Annotated in this window: 13 protein-coding genes and 1 pseudogene; 3 read left to right on the forward strand and 11 right to left on the reverse strand. The window is 71.4% G+C overall.

Going from position 1 to position 16,662, the window contains the following annotated elements:
* Positions 1-37: 37 nt before the first annotated feature.
* On the reverse strand, positions 38-1,138 hold the full coding sequence (locus ACIQK6_RS02170; protein ID WP_329105836.1) for an AI-2E family transporter: 1,101 nt from the start codon (positions 1,136-1,138) through the stop codon (positions 38-40).
* Between the two features lie 132 nt (positions 1,139-1,270).
* Here ACIQK6_RS02170 and ACIQK6_RS02175 point away from each other — a divergent pair, with 132 nt between their 5' ends.
* Positions 1,271-2,563, forward strand: coding sequence for an MFS transporter (locus ACIQK6_RS02175; protein WP_329105834.1), 1,293 nt, complete (start codon positions 1,271-1,273; stop codon positions 2,561-2,563).
* A gap of 19 nt (positions 2,564-2,582) precedes the next feature.
* Here ACIQK6_RS02175 and ACIQK6_RS02180 read toward each other — a convergent pair whose 3' ends face one another.
* The 5 genes from ACIQK6_RS02180 to ACIQK6_RS02200 all read right to left on the reverse strand — a co-directional run bounded on the left by ACIQK6_RS02180 (position 2,583) and on the right by ACIQK6_RS02200 (position 7,878).
* Complete coding sequence (locus ACIQK6_RS02180) at positions 2,583-3,923, reverse strand: DUF2252 domain-containing protein (protein WP_329105833.1); 1,341 nt, start codon at positions 3,921-3,923, stop codon at positions 2,583-2,585.
* Between the two features lie 94 nt (positions 3,924-4,017).
* A complete protein-coding gene (locus ACIQK6_RS02185; protein WP_329105831.1) occupies positions 4,018-4,191 on the reverse strand; it encodes a hypothetical protein in 174 nt (57 codons plus the stop codon).
* Between the two features lie 372 nt (positions 4,192-4,563).
* Complete coding sequence (locus ACIQK6_RS02190) at positions 4,564-6,066, reverse strand: alpha/beta hydrolase (RefSeq protein ID WP_329105829.1); 1,503 nt, start codon at positions 6,064-6,066, stop codon at positions 4,564-4,566.
* A gap of 92 nt (positions 6,067-6,158) precedes the next feature.
* Positions 6,159-7,118 (reverse strand): aldo/keto reductase, encoded by a 960-nt coding sequence (locus ACIQK6_RS02195; protein WP_329105827.1) that lies wholly within the window; start codon positions 7,116-7,118, stop codon positions 6,159-6,161.
* 34 nt (positions 7,119-7,152) lie between these two features.
* Entirely contained in the window at positions 7,153-7,878 is a 726-nt protein-coding gene (locus tag ACIQK6_RS02200; protein ID WP_329105825.1) for a DUF4328 domain-containing protein, read from the reverse strand.
* Between the two features lie 228 nt (positions 7,879-8,106).
* On the opposite strand from ACIQK6_RS02200, the gene ACIQK6_RS02205 reads away from it, so the two are divergent.
* Positions 8,107-9,039 carry an endonuclease/exonuclease/phosphatase family protein gene (locus ACIQK6_RS02205; protein WP_329105823.1) on the forward strand — a complete coding sequence of 311 codons (933 nt, stop codon included), beginning with the start codon at positions 8,107-8,109 and terminating at the stop codon, positions 9,037-9,039.
* On the opposite strand, the gene ACIQK6_RS02210 is transcribed toward ACIQK6_RS02205, so the two are convergent.
* From ACIQK6_RS02210 to ACIQK6_RS02230, 5 genes and pseudogenes are all read right to left on the reverse strand, one after another.
* On the reverse strand, positions 9,023-10,534 hold the full coding sequence (locus ACIQK6_RS02210; protein WP_402694135.1) for a hypothetical protein: 1,512 nt from the start codon (positions 10,532-10,534) through the stop codon (positions 9,023-9,025). The genes ACIQK6_RS02205 and ACIQK6_RS02210 overlap by 17 nt on opposite strands.
* A 97-nt stretch (positions 10,535-10,631) precedes the next feature.
* The gene (locus ACIQK6_RS02215; RefSeq protein WP_402694280.1) at positions 10,632-10,904 is read right to left on the reverse strand and encodes a CDP-glycerol glycerophosphotransferase family protein; all 273 of its coding nucleotides are present in this window, start codon (positions 10,902-10,904) and stop codon (positions 10,632-10,634) included.
* Positions 10,905-10,973: 69 nt separating this feature from the next.
* A pseudogene (locus tag ACIQK6_RS02220) lies at positions 10,974-11,186 on the reverse strand (CDP-glycerol glycerophosphotransferase family protein); the annotation flags it as partial.
* Positions 11,187-13,540: 2,354 nt separating this feature from the next.
* On the reverse strand, positions 13,541-13,837 hold the full coding sequence (locus ACIQK6_RS02225) for a glycosyltransferase family A protein (RefSeq protein ID WP_329105821.1): 297 nt from the start codon (positions 13,835-13,837) through the stop codon (positions 13,541-13,543).
* Positions 13,838-14,310: 473 nt separating this feature from the next.
* A complete protein-coding gene (locus ACIQK6_RS02230; protein ID WP_402694136.1) occupies positions 14,311-15,426 on the reverse strand; it encodes a hypothetical protein in 1,116 nt (371 codons plus the stop codon).
* A gap of 935 nt (positions 15,427-16,361) precedes the next feature.
* On the opposite strand from ACIQK6_RS02230, the gene ACIQK6_RS02235 reads away from it, so the two are divergent.
* Positions 16,362-16,661, forward strand: coding sequence for a DUF6506 family protein (locus ACIQK6_RS02235; protein WP_030721350.1), 300 nt, complete (start codon positions 16,362-16,364; stop codon positions 16,659-16,661).
* Position 16,662 lies beyond the last annotated feature (1 nt).

Here is a 16,662-nt window from a genome sequence, read left to right on the forward strand (position 1 = left end):
GCCGTCCTCCGTCGGGCTCCCGGCCGTCGTCGGGCCCTCAGTCCTCGTCGGCCCCGGCGCCGTCGCCGGCCGTCGGGTCTTCGGCCGTCGGGTCGTCGGCCGCGCGGCGGGCGTCGCGCAGCGCCGTGTGCACCGACCAGGTCACCGATACCAGTGGGACCGCGACCACCGCGCCGACCACCCCGGCGGCGATGGCCCCCGCGACCACCGAGATCGCCACCACCAGCGGGTGCAGGCTCACCGCCCGGCTCATCACCAGCGGATGCAGCAGATGCCCCTCGATCTGGCCGATGACCACGATCAGCGCGACCACCAGGCCCGCGACGAACGGCCCCTTCGCGGCCAGCGCGACCACCGCGGCGACCGCCAGCGCGACCGGCGATCCGACGAGCGGGATGAACGCGGCGAAGAACTCCAGCAGGGCCAGCGGCACGGCCAGCGGGACCCCGAGGAAGTAGAGCGCCAGCCCGACCAGGATCGCGTTCGTCGCCGCGACGAGGACGATCCCGCGGGTGTAGCCCGTGAACGTGCGCCAGGCGGCGCCGCCGGCGATGCCCGCGCGGACGCGCACCGACGGGGGCAGCTGGGCGCAGAACCAGGACCACTGCCGGTCACCGCCGTGCAGGAAGAAGAAGGAGGAGAAGGCCGCGAGGGCGAGCACGGTCAGGACCTGCACCAGCCGCCCGGCTCCGCTGAGCGCCTGGCTGAGCAGCGTGGAGCGGTGGCTCGAGAGGTACTCGCCGAGGCGGGACTGGAGGTCGGTGAGCGCGTTCGGGTTCAGCCGGAAGGGTGGTCGCTCCAGGTACTCCTCGATGCTGTCGAGTCCCTCGCGGAACTCCCGGGCCAAGGTGGTGCTCTCCCCGGCCACCGCCGTGCCGACCAGGGCGAGCACCCCCAGCAGGAGCAGCGCGCTGCCGAGGAGGGTGACGGCGACGGCGACCGACCGGGGCAGGACGCGCGCGAGGCGCCGGGTGGGCCACCACAGCAGGGCGGCGACGACGAGCGCGAGGAAGAGCGCCACGGTGATCTCGTGGAACCGGCCGAGCACGGCGAAGACCGCGTAGACGGCGGCGCCGACCACTAGCAGGCGCCAGGCGTACGACGCTGCCGTGCGCAGGAACGCTGACACCGGCGGCATGACCCATGGGTGCCACACCGGGCCCGGGAAACCACGCGCCGGGCGCCGGATTCGCCCGTCCGTGATCGGTACGGGGCGGATGCGCGGAAAATCCGTTGCCCCGGCCGGGCCTCCCACGGACGATGGCATCTCGTGAGCACTTCCCGATGGACCACCGTACTGCCCGATTTCGCCCCGTTCCGTTCCGGCCGTGACTTCAGGCTGCTGTTCTACCAGGGCACGGTGACGTACTTCGGTTCGTTCATGGCGATGATCGCGCTGCCGCTGCAGATCAAGCACCTGACGGACTCGCCGCTGGCGGTCGGTGCGATGGGCGCGGTGGAGCTCGTTCCGCTGGTGGTCTTCGGCCTGTACGGGGGCGCCCTCGCCGACGCGGTCGACCGGCGGCGGATGATCCTGCTGACCGAGGCCGGGCTCGGGGTGCTCGCCCTGGTGCTCCTGGTGAACGCGCTGCTGCCGGATCCGCTGCTGTGGCCGCTGTACGTGGTCGCGGCGGGGGTGTCGGCGTTGAGCGGGCTCCAGCGGCCGGCCCTGGACTCGCTGATGGCGCGGATCGTGCCGCACGAGCAGCTGACGGCCGCGGCCGCGCTCAACGGGCTGCGCTACCAGTTCGGGGCGATCGCCGGTCCGGCGCTGGCCGGTGTGGTCGTCGCGTTCGCCGGTCACGCGGCGGCCTACTCCGTCACCGTGCTCGGGTTCCTCGCCTCCGTGCTGCTGTGCCTGCGGCTCGCTCCGGCGCCCCCGGTGGAGGGGGCCGAGCGTCCGTCGCTGCGCGGGATAGCCGAGGGCGCGCGCTACGCGTGGAGCCGGCCCGTACTGCTGGGGACGTACGCCGTGGACCTGGCGGCGATGTTCTTCGCCTTCCCGAACGCGATCTATCCCTTCCTCGCGGACGAGCTCGACGCGGTCTGGGCGCTGGGGCTGATGTACGCGGCCGGGGCGGTGGGCTCGCTGGTGCTCGGCATGACCAGCGGCTGGATGTCCCGAATGCGCCGGCACGGCCTGCTGGTGGTGTTCGGTGCGGCGGTGTGGGGCCTGGCGATCGCGGGGGCCGGCGCGTCCTCCGGCATCTGGCTCGTGCTGCTGTGCCTGGCGGTGGCGGGCGCGGGCGACATGGCGAGCGGGCTGGGCCGGGCGACGATCTGGAACCAGACGATCCCGGAGGAGCTGCGGGGCCGGCTCGCGGGCATCGAGGTGCTCTCGTACAGCGTGGGACCTCAGCTCGGGCAGGTCCGGGCGGGCACGATGGCCGGCTGGACCGGTACCCGTTCGGCCTTCTGGGGCGGTGGGCTGGCCTGTGTGGCGTCGGTGGCGGTGTTGGCCGCCCTGCTGCCGAAACTGATCTCCTACGACGCCGACACCGACGAGGACGCGCTGCGCCGCCGGGCGGCCCGGGAGGCGGAACGGGCCGCCGCACCGGCCTGAGGCCGGTGCCGGGGCCGGCTCAGACACCGCTGGTCGCGGTGATCCTCCCGTCGGCGACGGCGGCGGTCAGCAGCGCGTGATCGGCACGGGTGCGGTCCGCGTAGCGGAGCGCGAAGCCGGCCACGGCGCGGTCGAAGGTGTCGGCGCCGCCGAGGTAGCCCGCGATGGCGATGCGGTCGCCGGTGCGGGCGTGGGCGCGGGCCAGGGACCTGCCGCACAGCTCGGCGTACCGGGCCAGCAGGCCCGGGGGCATGCCTGCGAGATCGGCCGACCCCTTCATGTCGCGCAGCTGCCGGCCGTAGAAGTGGCGCCCGGCGGGTCCGGTCGTCCAGCCGAGGAAGATGTCGCCCGCGGCCTGCATGCGGCGCTGGCCCGCGACCACCCGGTGCCCTTGGTGCTCGTGCTCGTCGTCCGGGAGGTGGCCCTGCAGGACGGACGGTACGGCTTCCTTGATCTGTAGGAAGAGCGGGTCGTCGGCATCGCGCCCGAGGAGCAGGACGATGAAGCAGCGGGTGCCCACGCTCCCGACGCCGACCACCTTGCGCGCCGCGTCGGCGAACCGGAACCGGTCCAGCAGGAGGCGGCGCTCCTCGGGCAGGGTGCTGCGGTACTTGTCGAAGATCTGGTCGACCTCCCGTGAGTCCGCCCGGGCGAGGGGCTCCAGCAGCGGCGGGTCGTGGATGATCCGCCGGCGTCCGCCCTGGACCTCGGTGAGCTTGCCGAGCGCGCGCAGGCTGGTGCGGCGGCGGGCGCGCGCCAGGTTGGCCTCCACCCGGTCGCGCTGTTCGCCCTTGCGGATGAGGGGCAGCAGATCGGCGGTGTCGGTCCGGTGGTACCAGACGTCCAGCTCGCGGTGTCCGGCGAGCTCCCGGATGGTCTGCCGGTAGGCCCGGGCCGCGCCGAGGGCCGCCCGCGCGGCGCGGTCGTCGCCGTGTCCGTTGTCGCGGGCGGCCACCGCGACGCTCGCGGCGAGCCGTTTGACGTCCCATTCGAAGGGTCCGGGGAAGGTCTCGTCGAAGTCGTTGAGGTCGAAGAGCAGGGCGCGTTCCGGAGAGGCGAACATGCCGAAGTTGAGCAGGTGTGCGTCCCCGCACAGCTGGACGGTCAGGCCGGTCTGCGGTGCGGTGGCCAGATCGGCGGCCATGACGGAGGCCGCGCCGCGCAGGAAGGCGAGCGGCGAGGCCGCCATCCGGCCGTAGCGGATCGGCAGCAGTTCAGGCACCCGGTCGGTGGCCTGCCGCTGTAGCACCCCGACGGGGTCGGGCCGGTCCGGCGAAGCGGTCCACCGACCGTGCGCGGCACGGCCGGTGATCTTGCGGACGGCCCGTCCGCGCCGGAGCCGCTCAGCTGGACTGGTCATGCGCCGCTCCTCCTCGCCGGTCCCTCCTCATTTTTGCCGCAGGGGACCGGTCCCGCACGTCGCCGCCCCCGGAGCAGTCCGGGGGCGGCGCCGGTCAACCCTCCTTCTCGGCGAGGATCCGGTCGGCCGCGTAGTGCGGGCAGTTGAGGGCGTGCCAGGTCACCGACAGTGACCCCGCTCCGGTCCGCAGGGTCCGCACCACTCCGTCGGCGGCGGTGGCCTTGCAGAAGGGGCACATGACGGTCTCCGGGCGTAGTAGATCGAACATGCCGTGTCCTTCCCGCAGCTTTCTCACACCGGACCAGTCCAGAACTATCAAATCCGGCGCCATTCGGCCGCAGTACCCACAAGTACGGATGGATATCAGGGGCCAAGACCGCACGGAAAGTGCCCTGGGACGGGAGCGGGAGGCATCCGCGGGCGGCCGCCCCGGTCGGCGAGGACCCTTGCGGCGGCCCGGAGTTCACCCTCGGGCGGGGGCGGGGCGGCCGGTCCCGCCGTCACCCCGGCATGGCGGGTGACGTCGTACGGGTTGCGCGGGACCGGGGCGGTGACGGGGCGCGGCCCGGCACCTTGCCGGGAGGCTTCTCTCCCCGCTTGCGCCCGTGCGCGGGAAGCGGTAGCGGTGCGGGGGGCCGGCTCAGTTCGCGCAGTCCGTGTCCCGGGCCGGACGGCGGCCGCTCGTGAGGAACTCGGTGACGGCCCGGTCGCCGCACGCGTTGCCGTTGCCGAGGTACAGCCCGTGGCCGCCCTGCTCGACAGTCACCAGCCGGGCCCGGTCGCCCAGCGCCTCGCGCATCTTCAGGCCCCCGGAGAGCGGGGTGGCCGGGTCCCGGCGGCTCTGGATCATGAGGATGTTGGACGGGCCGTCGTCGGTGATCCGGGTCGGCTTCTGCACGGGGGTCTGCCAGAAGGAACAGGGCAGTACGTTCACCGGCATGCCGGCCGTGAGCGGGTACCGGGCGCGGTCCGCGTCGACCGCCCGCCGGTACGAGGCCACGGACGCGTCCGGCCACGCCACGTCGTTGCAGATGACGCTGACCATGAGCGCGGCGTCCTCGTTCCGGATGGGTGCGGCGAGCTCCTTGGGGAGCACCGGGGTCCCCGCCGGGTCCTGCGCCGCCTGTACGAGCCGGGCGAAGGAGGCGAAGGCGGCGTCGGCGTAGAGCGCGTTCTGCAGGGCCTGGCGCAGGCCGCTGCCGGTCAGCGGCACTCCGGGGGTCGTCGTCCTCGGTTCGCGGTCCAGCCGGGCCGCGAGCGAGACGACGAGCGGCTCCACTTCCTGCGCCGCCGCGGCCAGGCGCAGGCCGTCCCGGTCCCGGTCGGGGTGGGTCGCCCAGGCCGCGAAGTCGGGGAAGCGGTCCGCCGCACCCTGCGACATGTTCGCCAGCCAGCCACGGGCGACCCGCTTCGGGTCGGGGTCGCCGCTGCTGTCGAGGACCCAACGGTCGGTGTGCCGGGGATACTTCTGCGCGTACACGGCGCCCGCGTAGGTCCCGTACGAGGTGCCCCAGGCGGAGAGCTTCCGCTCGCCGAGCGCCTCGCGGAAGCGGTCCATGTCGCGGACCTGGTTGGCCGTGGTGAAACTGCGCAGCTCGGGGCCGCCGTTGCGGGCGCAGGCCTCGGCGATGCGCCGGGACCGGGCGATGTTCTCGGTGATCTCGCCGTTCGGGCCCGGCCAGGAGCGCAGGCTGGTCAAGTACCGGTCCTCGGGGGCGAGGTCGCAGCTCGCGGTGGTGCTGGCGCCCACTCCGCGCGGATCGAAGGCGACGAGGTCGTAGGCCCCGGCGAGCTCCCGACGCAGGGCGTCGCCCTTCTGCGTCAGGCGCTGCACGCCGGACCCGCCCGGTCCGCCGGGTATCACCACCAGCGTGCCGCGCCGGGCCCCGGGGCGGTCGCTGCGGATCCTCGAGACGGCGAGGGTGAGCTGTCTGCCGTCGGGGTCGTCGTAGTCGAGCGGGACGGGCAGCTCGGCGCACTCCTGGGCGGCGGGCGCGTCCGGATGGGCACAGCGGTGCCAGTCGAGCCGCGGGGCGGCTGGGGCGGGCCGGGCCACGGCCGGGGCGGCGGTCGCGGTCAGCGAGGCCGCCACGGTGGCCGTGGCGAGGGCGAGGAGCAGGGCCTTGTGCGGGTAAGTCGTCATGGCACAAGCCTTGTTGATCTCGCCTCGGGGTCCCATCCGGCTTCCCGGTCGGCAGCCGCTGGGGCTAACCCCCGCTCCCGCGCCCCGTCGGATCAGGGCAGCCGCACGCCCCGGGCCGTGATCCAGAGCTCGTACCACTCCTCGTGCGTGAGCTCGGGCTCCCGTAGCGCCGCGTCGCGGCAAGCGAGGATCCGCTCGGGGCGCGCGCTGCCGATGACCGGCGCGATGGCGGCGGGGTGCCGCATCAGCCACCACAGCAGGACCGACTCGGGCGTGGTGTCCTTCTGCCGGGCCAACTCGGCCAGCAGCTGCGCGGTGGCCCGCTCGGCGGGCGTCTCCTCGCGTCCGGTGAAGCGGCCCTGCGCCAGAGCGCCCCAGGCCTGGAGGCCGATGCCGTTGTCGCGGCAGTGCTCCAGCGTGCCGAACGGGAACCCGTTCTGCGCGGATTCCGGGGTGTTGAGCAGGACCCCGGCCTCGACCCAGGCACGGCTGTGCAGGCTCATCTCCAGCTGGTTCGCCACCAACGCGACGTCGAGCCGGGCCTGGAGGTGGGCGATCTGGGCGGCTCCCATGTTCGACACGCCGAAGCCCCGTACGAGGCCCTGGCGGTGCAGTGAGGTCAGCGCGGAGGCGATCGAGTCCACGTCCGCCAGCGGATCGGGGCGGTGCAGCAGGAGGACGTCGATCGCATCGGTCCGCAGCCGGGTCAGGCTCTCCTCGACGCGCCGCGTGATGCTCTCCCCGCGCAGGTCGTACATCCCCGGGCGGTCTTTGTTGCCCAGCCGGATCCCGCACTTGGTCTGGAGGGTGATGCGCTCTCGCAGCCCCGGTGCGCGAGCGAGCACCTCGCCGAAGACGGCCTCGGCCTTCCCGTGCCGGTAGATGTCGGCGTGGTCGAAGGTGGTGATGCCGATGTCGAGGGCGGCGGCGACGGCCGCCTCGGCGGCGTCGATGTCCGCCGGCCCGTACGGGTCGGGGTCCCAGCCCCCGCCCAGGCCCATGCACCCGTACAGCACCCGGTCACCGCTCGGTCTCGTACTCGCGTTCGTCACCACCCCACCCTAGGGGGTGTCCGCACGAGCACCGCTACACCGCTGCGACGACCGGTCCCCGTGCGGCCCTCGCGTGCTGCATGGCCGTCAACCTGCGGACGAAGAGCACGGCGAGGACGGCGGCCACGATGTCGATGAGGTCAGCGGCCAGCATCGTCGTGACGGCGTCGCGCACGCCCTCGGTGGTCTCGGCGCTGGCGTAGGAGCGACCTCCGTACCATCCCAGGGCCTTGGCGAGCACGAAGGTGCCCCACCAGAGGTTGACCAGGGTCAAGCGGAACCACCGCTGCTGTCCGTCAGCGCCGAAGGGCGTGCTCGAAATCCAGGTGGTGACGGCGATCCGGTACGGCAGCACGAGGTTGGCGAACGGTATGAACCAGGCGCCGATGGCCCAGCCCCGCGGGAGCTTTTCCGCACCCGGGGCGAAGACCTCGGCGTTCGTGCGGACCCGGAGGAACCAGATGATGAAGACGATGCCGGTCACGATGGCGGCCTGGCCCTGGAACATGCCGGCCCTAACCGCCAGACGGTCGGCCTGGTCCAGCTCGGCATCGCTGACCGCGGCGGAATCCGCCAACAGCCTTTCCAGGATCGAGCGGGAGTTCCAGTCGACGTACACGCCGAAGACGTCGAATCCGATGACCAAGGCGAACAGCACGGTCAGTGCGATGGCCAGGCCCACGGGCGCGCGCAACCGCATGCCCTTCACATCGGGTGCGGCGTACGGGGACGGCGGCGGGCCGACCGGAATTGCGGACATGCTGAAGAACCCCCAGGGAACGAAAACGAGATGACGCGCCGGACCGGCGGGCCAGGAAGGAACCTACGCCAGCCGATCGCTCTTCGTCACACGCGTTTGGCCTGGTCTTCCGATGTGTACCGCACGGCACGCGGCGGGATGCGGAAGCGGGCGTGCCGGGCCCGGTGCACGGTCTGACCGGCTCATACCCAATGATGTCCGAATGCAGAGACACATGGAGACCGGGCGGTGGTCGCGGCGGCGGTGCTCCGCCGCCGGTTCGGCCGCACGGCGGCGACCCTGAGCCTGTTGACCGCGGTGGCGTGCACCTCGGCGCAGAGCCAGGATCCGGTCACGGGCGCCGGTGCGGGCCCCGGGAAGGCCGACGAGGTCACCGTGGCCACCTGGAACATGTGCGGGGTGCGGCAGTGGGGCTGCGAGAAGACCGGGGGCCCGAAGGAGAAGCTCCGGCAACTGGGCGAACTGATCGACGGTTCCGACGTCCAGGTCCTGCTCCTGCAGGAGGTGTGCTCCGAGGACCTGCAGTCCTTCGCCCGCGCCCTCGGCCCGCAGTGGCACACGGCCTTCGAACCGTACGCCGAGGTCGACTCGGCGGGCGGCCGTACGCCCGTCGGCTGCACCGGGCAGGGCCGGGGCCAGGCGGGCTACGGTCTGCTGGCCGGGTCCCCGCTGGCCGACGTGGAGGCGATACCGAGCGAGCAGCCGACGGTGGGACTGCACCGCGGGATCCTGTGCGCGCGGGTCCCGGCCCAGCGGCTGCGGGTGTGCAACGCGCACCTGTCGCTGCGGGAGAGCGACGCCGACCACCCGGACTGGGACTTCCGCGACGACCAGCTGAGCTCCCTGGTGGCCGCCGCGTCGACGGACGCCGCCACGATCTTCGGCGGGGACTTCAACACCCCGCCGCCGGTGGGCGACCGGAACGCCTCCGCCTGGATCTGGCCGTCGGAGCCGTACACCACGTACCGCGAGTGCGACCAGAAGGGCAGCTCGAAGAAGGGGCGCGCCACCCTCAAGGACGGCACGAAGATCGACTACCTGTTCACCCAGCTGCCCCGCACCGCCTGCGAGGTGGTGGACACCAAGGCGTCCGACCACCGGCCGCTGGTGATGCGGGTGCCCCGTCCCGAGGACCCGGCCACGATCAGTACCGTGGGTTGAAGAACGCCCCCTGCGCGGGTACGGGGTAGGAGTTCATGATCAGGGTGAAGGGGACGGCCGTCCACGGGGAGGCGTTGCCGACGGCGTCCACCGCGATGGCCTCGACGAAGTGGTCGCCCTGGTTCCAGGCCCAGCCGGGCTCCCACTGCCAACTGCCGTCGGCCCGCACCTCGCACGTGCCCAGGGCGGCTCCGCCCTCCTGGAAGTCCACGCGAACGGCGCCCGGGGCGTACCCCGCGAAGCCGACGGCGGGGCCCGGCAGCTGCTGGTGGGCGGCCGGGGCGGTCACCGACAGCACGAGGCGCTGCGCCGGCTGGGGCATCGGCGGGGGCGCGGCATCGTACTCGGGCAGGGCCGCGGAGGCGTTCTCCACGGCCGTGAAGACCGCTTCGGTGCGCTCGGTCTGGTAGTTGTTCGCGTCGGCGGCGAACAGCCTGATGACGTGCCTCCCCTTGGGCCAGGGGCTGCTGCGTTCCCAGACCCACGTGCCGTCGGGGGCAACGGGCGCAGAGCCCTTGTGCTTGCCGTCCTGCCAGAAGCTGATGCGGACGGCGCCCACGGCGGTGCCGGTGAAACGGACCATGTTCGCGGGGACCCGCTCCTCCGTCGTCGGCGTCAGCACCACCGGCCGGGGGAAGGAGTCGTCCTTCTGCACCAGGGAGGTCTGGGTCAGGAACGCGTCGATGGCCGACGTGTCGCGCTTGGGCTCCTCGTGACCGTTGCGGATCATGCCGAACCGGGGGGTGATGCCCTCGACGAGGAGGTTCAACAGCCCTATCAGGGTGGGGAGGTTGCGCAGCGTGACTTTCCCGTGGTCGGTGATGAGGGGAGAGTCGTTGTAGACGAAGTTGAAGTTCTCGTGTGCCTGGAACAGCCTGACGAACGGCTCCACCTGGCTCGCGTACTGCTCGTCCTGGGGCGAGGTGACCAGGTAGATGTTGGCGGAGCGGTTCGCTCCGCTGTGCACCAGGTCGGGGAGGACCGAGTCGAGGACGCGTACGTTGTGCTCCGTCGCCTCGCCCATCATCACCCGGACCGCCTCGGGGTTGCCCTCCTTGACGCGGGTGCCGATCTGGAACTGGGGCACGCTGGCCACGATGTTCCTGAAACCGTACTTGAGGCCGAAGAACAGGGCCGCGCTGCCGCCCTTGGAGCTGCCGAACATGGTCACCTGGTCCGGCGAGAGCGACAGGGCGCCCATGACGCGCGAGATGAGCCCGGCGACGGACTGCTCCAGGGAGAAGTCCATCCCCTTGCACAGGTAGTAGGTGTTCGCGCCGTCCAACAGGTCGCGGACCCACAGGATGTTGGAGCGGAGCAGGTCGAGCTTGCCGTTGGCCCAGCCGTACTCGTTGGTCGCGTAACGGTTCGCGAAGACGACGACCAGATGGCGGTTGCCGTTGCGTGCGTGGGAGAACCGATACTCGATGGGCACCGCCCCGGAGGCGTCCACGCCGGTGAAGACGCGGCGCGTGCTCTGGGCTGTCTTAGACATGCTCGGAATCCATTCTTCTCGCCGGCTGGCGCGGCACCTGACCGAGGGTGCCTCCGTTCCAGTGACCTGCCTGACCTGCCTGACCTGCCTGACCCGTCTACCCCGCCGCAGCTCGCGGACCCGCCGGACCCGCCGCACGGCCGCGGACGGCTCCGACCGCGGGGGCCTGCGCCTGGCCGGGGTCGAGGTCCCCGCCGGCGATCAGGATGCGGTCGGCGAGCCTGGCCGAGGCGTAGCCGTCGTCGAGGTCGCAGAATTCCTGCTGGAACCAGCGGTAGCGGGCGGCGTAACCGTGCTGGATGCAGTCGATGTTGCGGATCGCCCCGATCAGTTCCGGGGAGGAGTACACGAGCGGGCCGGGGGCGACCATCTCGCCGGGGAACTGGAAGGCCCGCTTGAGGATCGGGGTGCTGAAGCTGTTCGGGGACACCAGCATGTCCCAGTTCTGCACCTCCTTCTCCACGCGCTCCAGGTACCGCTTGTCCGCGAAGTGGACGGCTTCGATGTCGTGTCCGATGCGCTTGAGCGGGGTGCCGTGCCAGGTCTGCACGACGACCTGTCCCTCGCGCTTCTCGAACCAGTCCGGCATGTGGTTGTTGGCCACGACGTACTTCGCCCGGGCCATGGCCTCGTACCAGTCGGGGGACCACATGCGCACCGGTCGTGCGGTGGGGGAACCTCCACCTGGTCGTCGCGCACCACCCACAGGTGCTCGAGGTCCAGGCCCCGGCGGACCATCTCCTCGTGCAGCGCGCGCGGGCTGTCGGAGTACTGGGTCCCCTTGAAGGCGTCGAAGAGCACGGCCTGCATCACGGGCTTGCGGCGGGCCGCCGGATACGTCTTGGTGCGCATCAGCTTCTGCCGGTAGGGGCCGCGGGCCTCGTCCGGCATCGCCGAGTGGACCAGCAGCGAGAGCCGGTCGTAGGCCTCCGACTGCAGCTCGTAGCGGCGCTCGTTGCTGGCCATGTCCCGCGGCAGGGTGGGGATCAGGTCCTGCGTCATCTTGATCATGAGGTCGCCGGAGCGGTCCTCCGGAGCGACCGCGGAGTGGTCCTGGCGGCGCAGGAAGAAGTCCCAGCGGCCGGAGGCCAGCGGGATGTCGCCGGCCAGCGTGCGCATCGCGGCGGGGGTGACGGCGAAGCGGAACTCGTCGCCGTACCAGGTGATCGGGGCGACGCGTTCGGCGCCGTGGGCGCGGGAGCGTACGACCACGTGGGCCATGGCGTACTCGGAGGCGTTGAGCATGTCCTGCGCGGCGTAGCCGACGACGACCTCGAGTGAGCCGTCCTCGCGCCAGGTGGCGGACTTGGCCAGCGGCAGGGTGTCCCGTTCGAACAGCACCACGTAGCCGGAGCCGTTGCGGTGCACGAAGACCTCGCGGTCCCCGCCGTCGGTCTGCAGCCCGGCCGGCATGCGGTAGTGGCCGTCGGTGGCGTCCTCCGCCATGACGGGGTAGATGGCCGCCTTGCGTCCCTCGACGTGGAAGGTGGTCTTCCAACCGTTGGCGCCGGTGTTCCAGGTCTCCGGGACCCCGTCCGAGGAATTGGTGCGGTGTCCGGGGACGAGCGCCTTGACGGGGATGCGGGTGACGAAGAGGTACCAACCCTCGCCGCCGGGCGTGAAGTTGACCCACGAGTCGTGGCGGCCGGCGCCGCTCATGCTGGTCACCCGGAACTTGGCCCACTCGGGGAGCTTGGGGCCGAGGTAGACGCCGCCGAGCTCGATGTGGTCACCGACCAGGCGGTGCCGGGTGATGCGGCAACGGACCGTCTCGACGCGGAGCTTGAGCTTGCCCTGGAGGAAGAGGGGCACCACGCGGACGTTCTTGTCCACGTAGCGATAGGGCGGGTTGGCGGCGCTGCCGGCGCCGCCCCGGGCTATGCCCTTGTACCGGAACAGGCCGCGGCTGAGAACGCCCGCGGCGACGTCCCAGGTCCCCCCGACCCACTCGCCCTTGCGCTTGAGGCGGCTGGTGTCGAAGCTGACCTGGAAGCCCGACCAGTCGTAGCAGTAGCGGTTCTGGTTGGAGTACTCGGTGGCCTGCGGGTAGTAGGTGGTCTTCGCCTTGGCGACGACCACGCGGCCCTGCTTCTTGTTGCGCAGCGCGATCGCCTTCATCGACATGTGCCGCTTGTGCACGTTGATGAAGCGGACGTACGCGGACCCTTCCAGGGTCAGGTGGTCGTTGTCGTCCCAGGCCGCCCGGATCAGCGAGCCGTGGAGCGAGAGTTCCTTGTCGAGCCGGTAGGCGCTCTTGTCGAGGCCGATCGAACGGTCGCCGAGGTAGGGATAGTTGAGGTAGCGGTGGAAGCGGCGCTGAACGGGCATGGGTCCGCCCTTGCGCTCGAACTCGACGACGTCGAGCAGTTCCTTCAGGCGCCCCTCGCGCACCAGGAGCCACTTGACCCGGGCGTCGGCGGGAAGCTCCTGGATGATGTCCGCGTCGGCCTCGTCCAGGAACTCGTTGGCCCACTGCATGAAGGCGTCCTGGTACTCCTCGTCGGCGTCCGGCAGCACCTTCAGGTGCAGCATGAGGTCCGACTTCAGGCAGGCCAGGTCGTACTTGCGCTTGTGGTCCGAGTAGGACCGCGCGCGGTGGCCTGCGAGGAAGCGGCTGACCGACTGGACCGCGGAGACACGGTCCTGGAGGTTGCTGAACTCGGTGTGCCGCTGGGTGATGGAGGGGGCCGCGCCGCCCTCGCGCCGGCGCCAGAAGTAGACGATGTCCGTGAGGATGTCGACCTTGGCGGCGCGGAAGTGGGCGAACATGTTGACCCAGGAGCCCTCGTACATGACGCCTTCGGGGAAGGCGATGTAGTGGTAGTCCCAGAAGGACCGGCGGAACACCTTGTTCCACACGGTGCGGTCGTAGATGAGGTCCGGCAGCTTGGTGATGTGCGTGCCGCGCCTGCTCTTCTGCATGGGCGCCTTGCGCAGGGGGGACTGCCACCTCTTGGTGGAGTTCATCATCTGCACGTTGCCCGATACGAAATCGGAACCGGAGCCTTAGAGGGTCTGCACGAGCAGCTCGTAGGCGTACTCGGGTATGACGTCGTCGCCGTCGACGAACGCGAGGAATTCGGCCTGCGGATGAGCGGCCCGAATGCCGACATTACGGGCATGCCCCGGCCCCATCGACTCCTGGCGCAGGAGCTTGAACCTGGGGTCGCGGCGGGCGAAGTCGGCGGCTATGGCCGTCGAGGAGTCGGTCGAGCCGTCATCGACCATGATCACTTCGAGTGCCGAGAACGTCTGCCTGGCTATCGATTCCAGACATTCCTGGAGGTATATCTCAACGTCCATGAACGGCACGACAACACTCAGGCGGGGCATACCTGCCACTCAGAAAGCTCCTCGATAGACACACTTCTCACGGCGCACCGGAAGTTGCCGGGGCGCACCGCCAGACCCGCCCCTGAATCCGGTCACCCGCCGCTCCCCGAACACTCGACCAGCCCCACCGCAGCCGACCGCACACTTATACGACCTTGACAGCGTCTGCGCAGCGTAGGCCAATCACTTAATGGCGAGCAAGTATTCATGAGCGCGTCACGCGCCCGAAGCTTCACGTTTGCGAAGGAGCGGCCGCTTCCCGCACCCGCGAAACGGGCCAACTCCTGGTAGGCCCGGGGGGCGGGACGCGGAAGCATTGCTCCACTCGCCGCTGGACGGGGATTCGGGTGAGGTGGATCACCCCACGCGGGCCCACGGGCCGAAGGCGAGGCCGGGGTCCGTCGGATCCTGCCGGGCGACCAGCAGCCCACCGTCCATGCCGATCATCGCGATCGTGACCGAGCCGCGGGCATCGGCCGAGATGGCCGGCAGCCCCGCGCACCGGTCCCCCACGGGGGCCCACCACGTGCCGTACTGCTCGCCCTCCGTCGGGTAGGCGGCGATCTCCGGGTAACCCTCGGCTCCCCGCTGCAGCAGGACGGTGCAGTCGTACCCGCCGATGCGCGTCCGGGCGACACCCACCGGGCCGACGCCGCCCGCGCCCCCAACGGCATCAGCGCGGGCGCCGGTCCGGCGGGAGCCTGGGGGCGGTAGGCGATGACGCCGCCGTCCGCCGGGTGGCGCCAGAAGTAGGTGCCGGTGCCGGGACCCGTCTCGTAGGAGCTGTACGTCCCCTCCACGGCATCGGCCTTCATCCGCCCGAGCCATCTGAAGTCACTTCCCGGCGCGTCCTGGCCCCAGTACGAGGCCCCGCCCCGGGAGGTGACCAGGAACTCCGCCCGCCCCTGGGCGGTCACCAGCGGGACGACCGACCCGCGCACCCATTTGCCCTGGTAGTCGACCCAATTGCCCCATGCGCCATCGGCGCGCCGGGTCCGGCCGCGCGCTCCCACGCCGAAGCGGGTGGAGAGGATGTGGAGCGCGCCGGTGCCGTCGGGGAGCACGATCGGGTCTCCGGGTGGGGGCAGCGGCGCCCCCGACTCCGCCCCCGACTCGGGCTGTTCCTGACCCGGGAGCTGCTCCGGCCCGCGCGCCTGGTCCCGCTTGCGTTCCGGGAACGGGTTGCCCACCGCACGCCAGTCGCCGAGCGGGCGGCCGGTCTGGTACTGCGTGGCGATGATGAGCTCGCGGCCGCCCGGCGCGCCCTCCCGGTAGCGGGTGCCTGCGAACCAGACGAACCCGTTGGAGTCCTGGGCCAGCGTGAACCGGCCCGCCCAGCCCTCGACGGGGAACAGTTCGGGGCCCTGCCAGATGTCGGAGCCGGGCGCGGACTCGGTACAGCGCACCAGGCCTTCGGCGCAACTCGCATAGGCGGTGAGCCGCCCGTCCCGCCCCAGTCGGAGCCAGCCCCGGGCCGCGCTCCCGCCGTCGGCTGCCGCGGCTATCTCGGAGCCCGGCACCGCGGGCGCGGCGGAGGTGGCACTTCGGTCCGCTTCCATACGTCCGCGTCGTGCCATGTCCTGCCTACACCTGCCCCAACTCGTACCTTTTGCCCCGCCTTCCCGGCGGACCGTTGGGCAATTTACGGCAGAGGGGCAACCGGCGGGTGCCGGGGGCGGATGTCCACGACAGCCTCCGCTTCCGTGCAACCTAGCCTGATCCGCCCGCCTTCACCAGCAAGTGTCGATCACCCCTCACCGCAGGTCATGGCGTCGTCCTCGAGTCCGAAAAGCCGGGTACGGGCACTACGTGGGGAGTACGCCTGAAACGCTACGCCGGGGTGACGCGGGTGACGGCGCGGGCCGTCTAGCGTGGCTGCATGGAAGAGCTGCGCGAGCGCCCGGGTCCCCCCGTGGCGGCGGTGGGTGGAGCGGACCGGGCGGGGCCCGGCCTGGCGCTCGGCGCTGCTCGTGGCCGTCTTCACGCAGATCGGCACGGGGTGGGCCGCCGCCCCGCGCTCGTGGGGCAGGCCGCGGCGGCCGGGCTGACCGTGGAGGTCTCGGTCGAGGGGGAGGCCAGGGCGCTGCCTCCGGGCGTGGAACCACGGGTGGACGACGTCGGCCCGGCCACGGGCGGCACGCCGGGCGGCGGCAACGGCCTCGTAAGGATGCGGGCGGGCCTCGCCCCTGGCCGGCACCGTCGAGGGCTGCCCGCAACCGGACGGCGGCTTCCGGGTGATCGCCGCGCTCCTGGCGAAGGCCGACCCGTTCTTCGGCCCGCTGCGATCAGTTGTCCTTCCCGCACGGATGACCTGCGGAGAACGGATCCAGGAGCCGTCCGGCGGATCATGCGCTAGCGGGCCGTGTTGCTGTGCTCGAACGGTGCGGGCATCCGGAGTGCGGCGTAGATCACTCACGGCTTGTCTCGTTCCAGGCCATTCCCGCCCTGACTCTGCTTGGCTGGTGGCTCTGACGATCACAGGAGGTCGATACGTATGGCGCTCACACACTGGGGGTTCATCTACACGGCGGACGGCAGCGCGGCAGGTGGCGATGTCAGCATCGTGGACACGGGTACGTGCCGCAGTGTGTTCGTCGGGGTGGAGAAGCCCGAGGAGGGCATCGAGGCCGCGCGCCGCCTGGTAAGCGAGGGCGTGCAACTGATTGAACTGTGCGGGGGATTCGGGCCGGTATGGGCCGGGCGTGTGATCGAGGCGATCAATGGCGCAGTCCCCGTGGGCGCGGTTGGCTACGGACCCGAAGCGGTCGATCAGGTGCACGCGATCTTCTCGTGAC

It is taken from the genome of Streptomyces sp. NPDC091682 (genome assembly GCF_044756625.1).
Classification (GTDB): Bacteria; Actinomycetota; Actinomycetes; order Streptomycetales; family Streptomycetaceae; genus Streptomyces.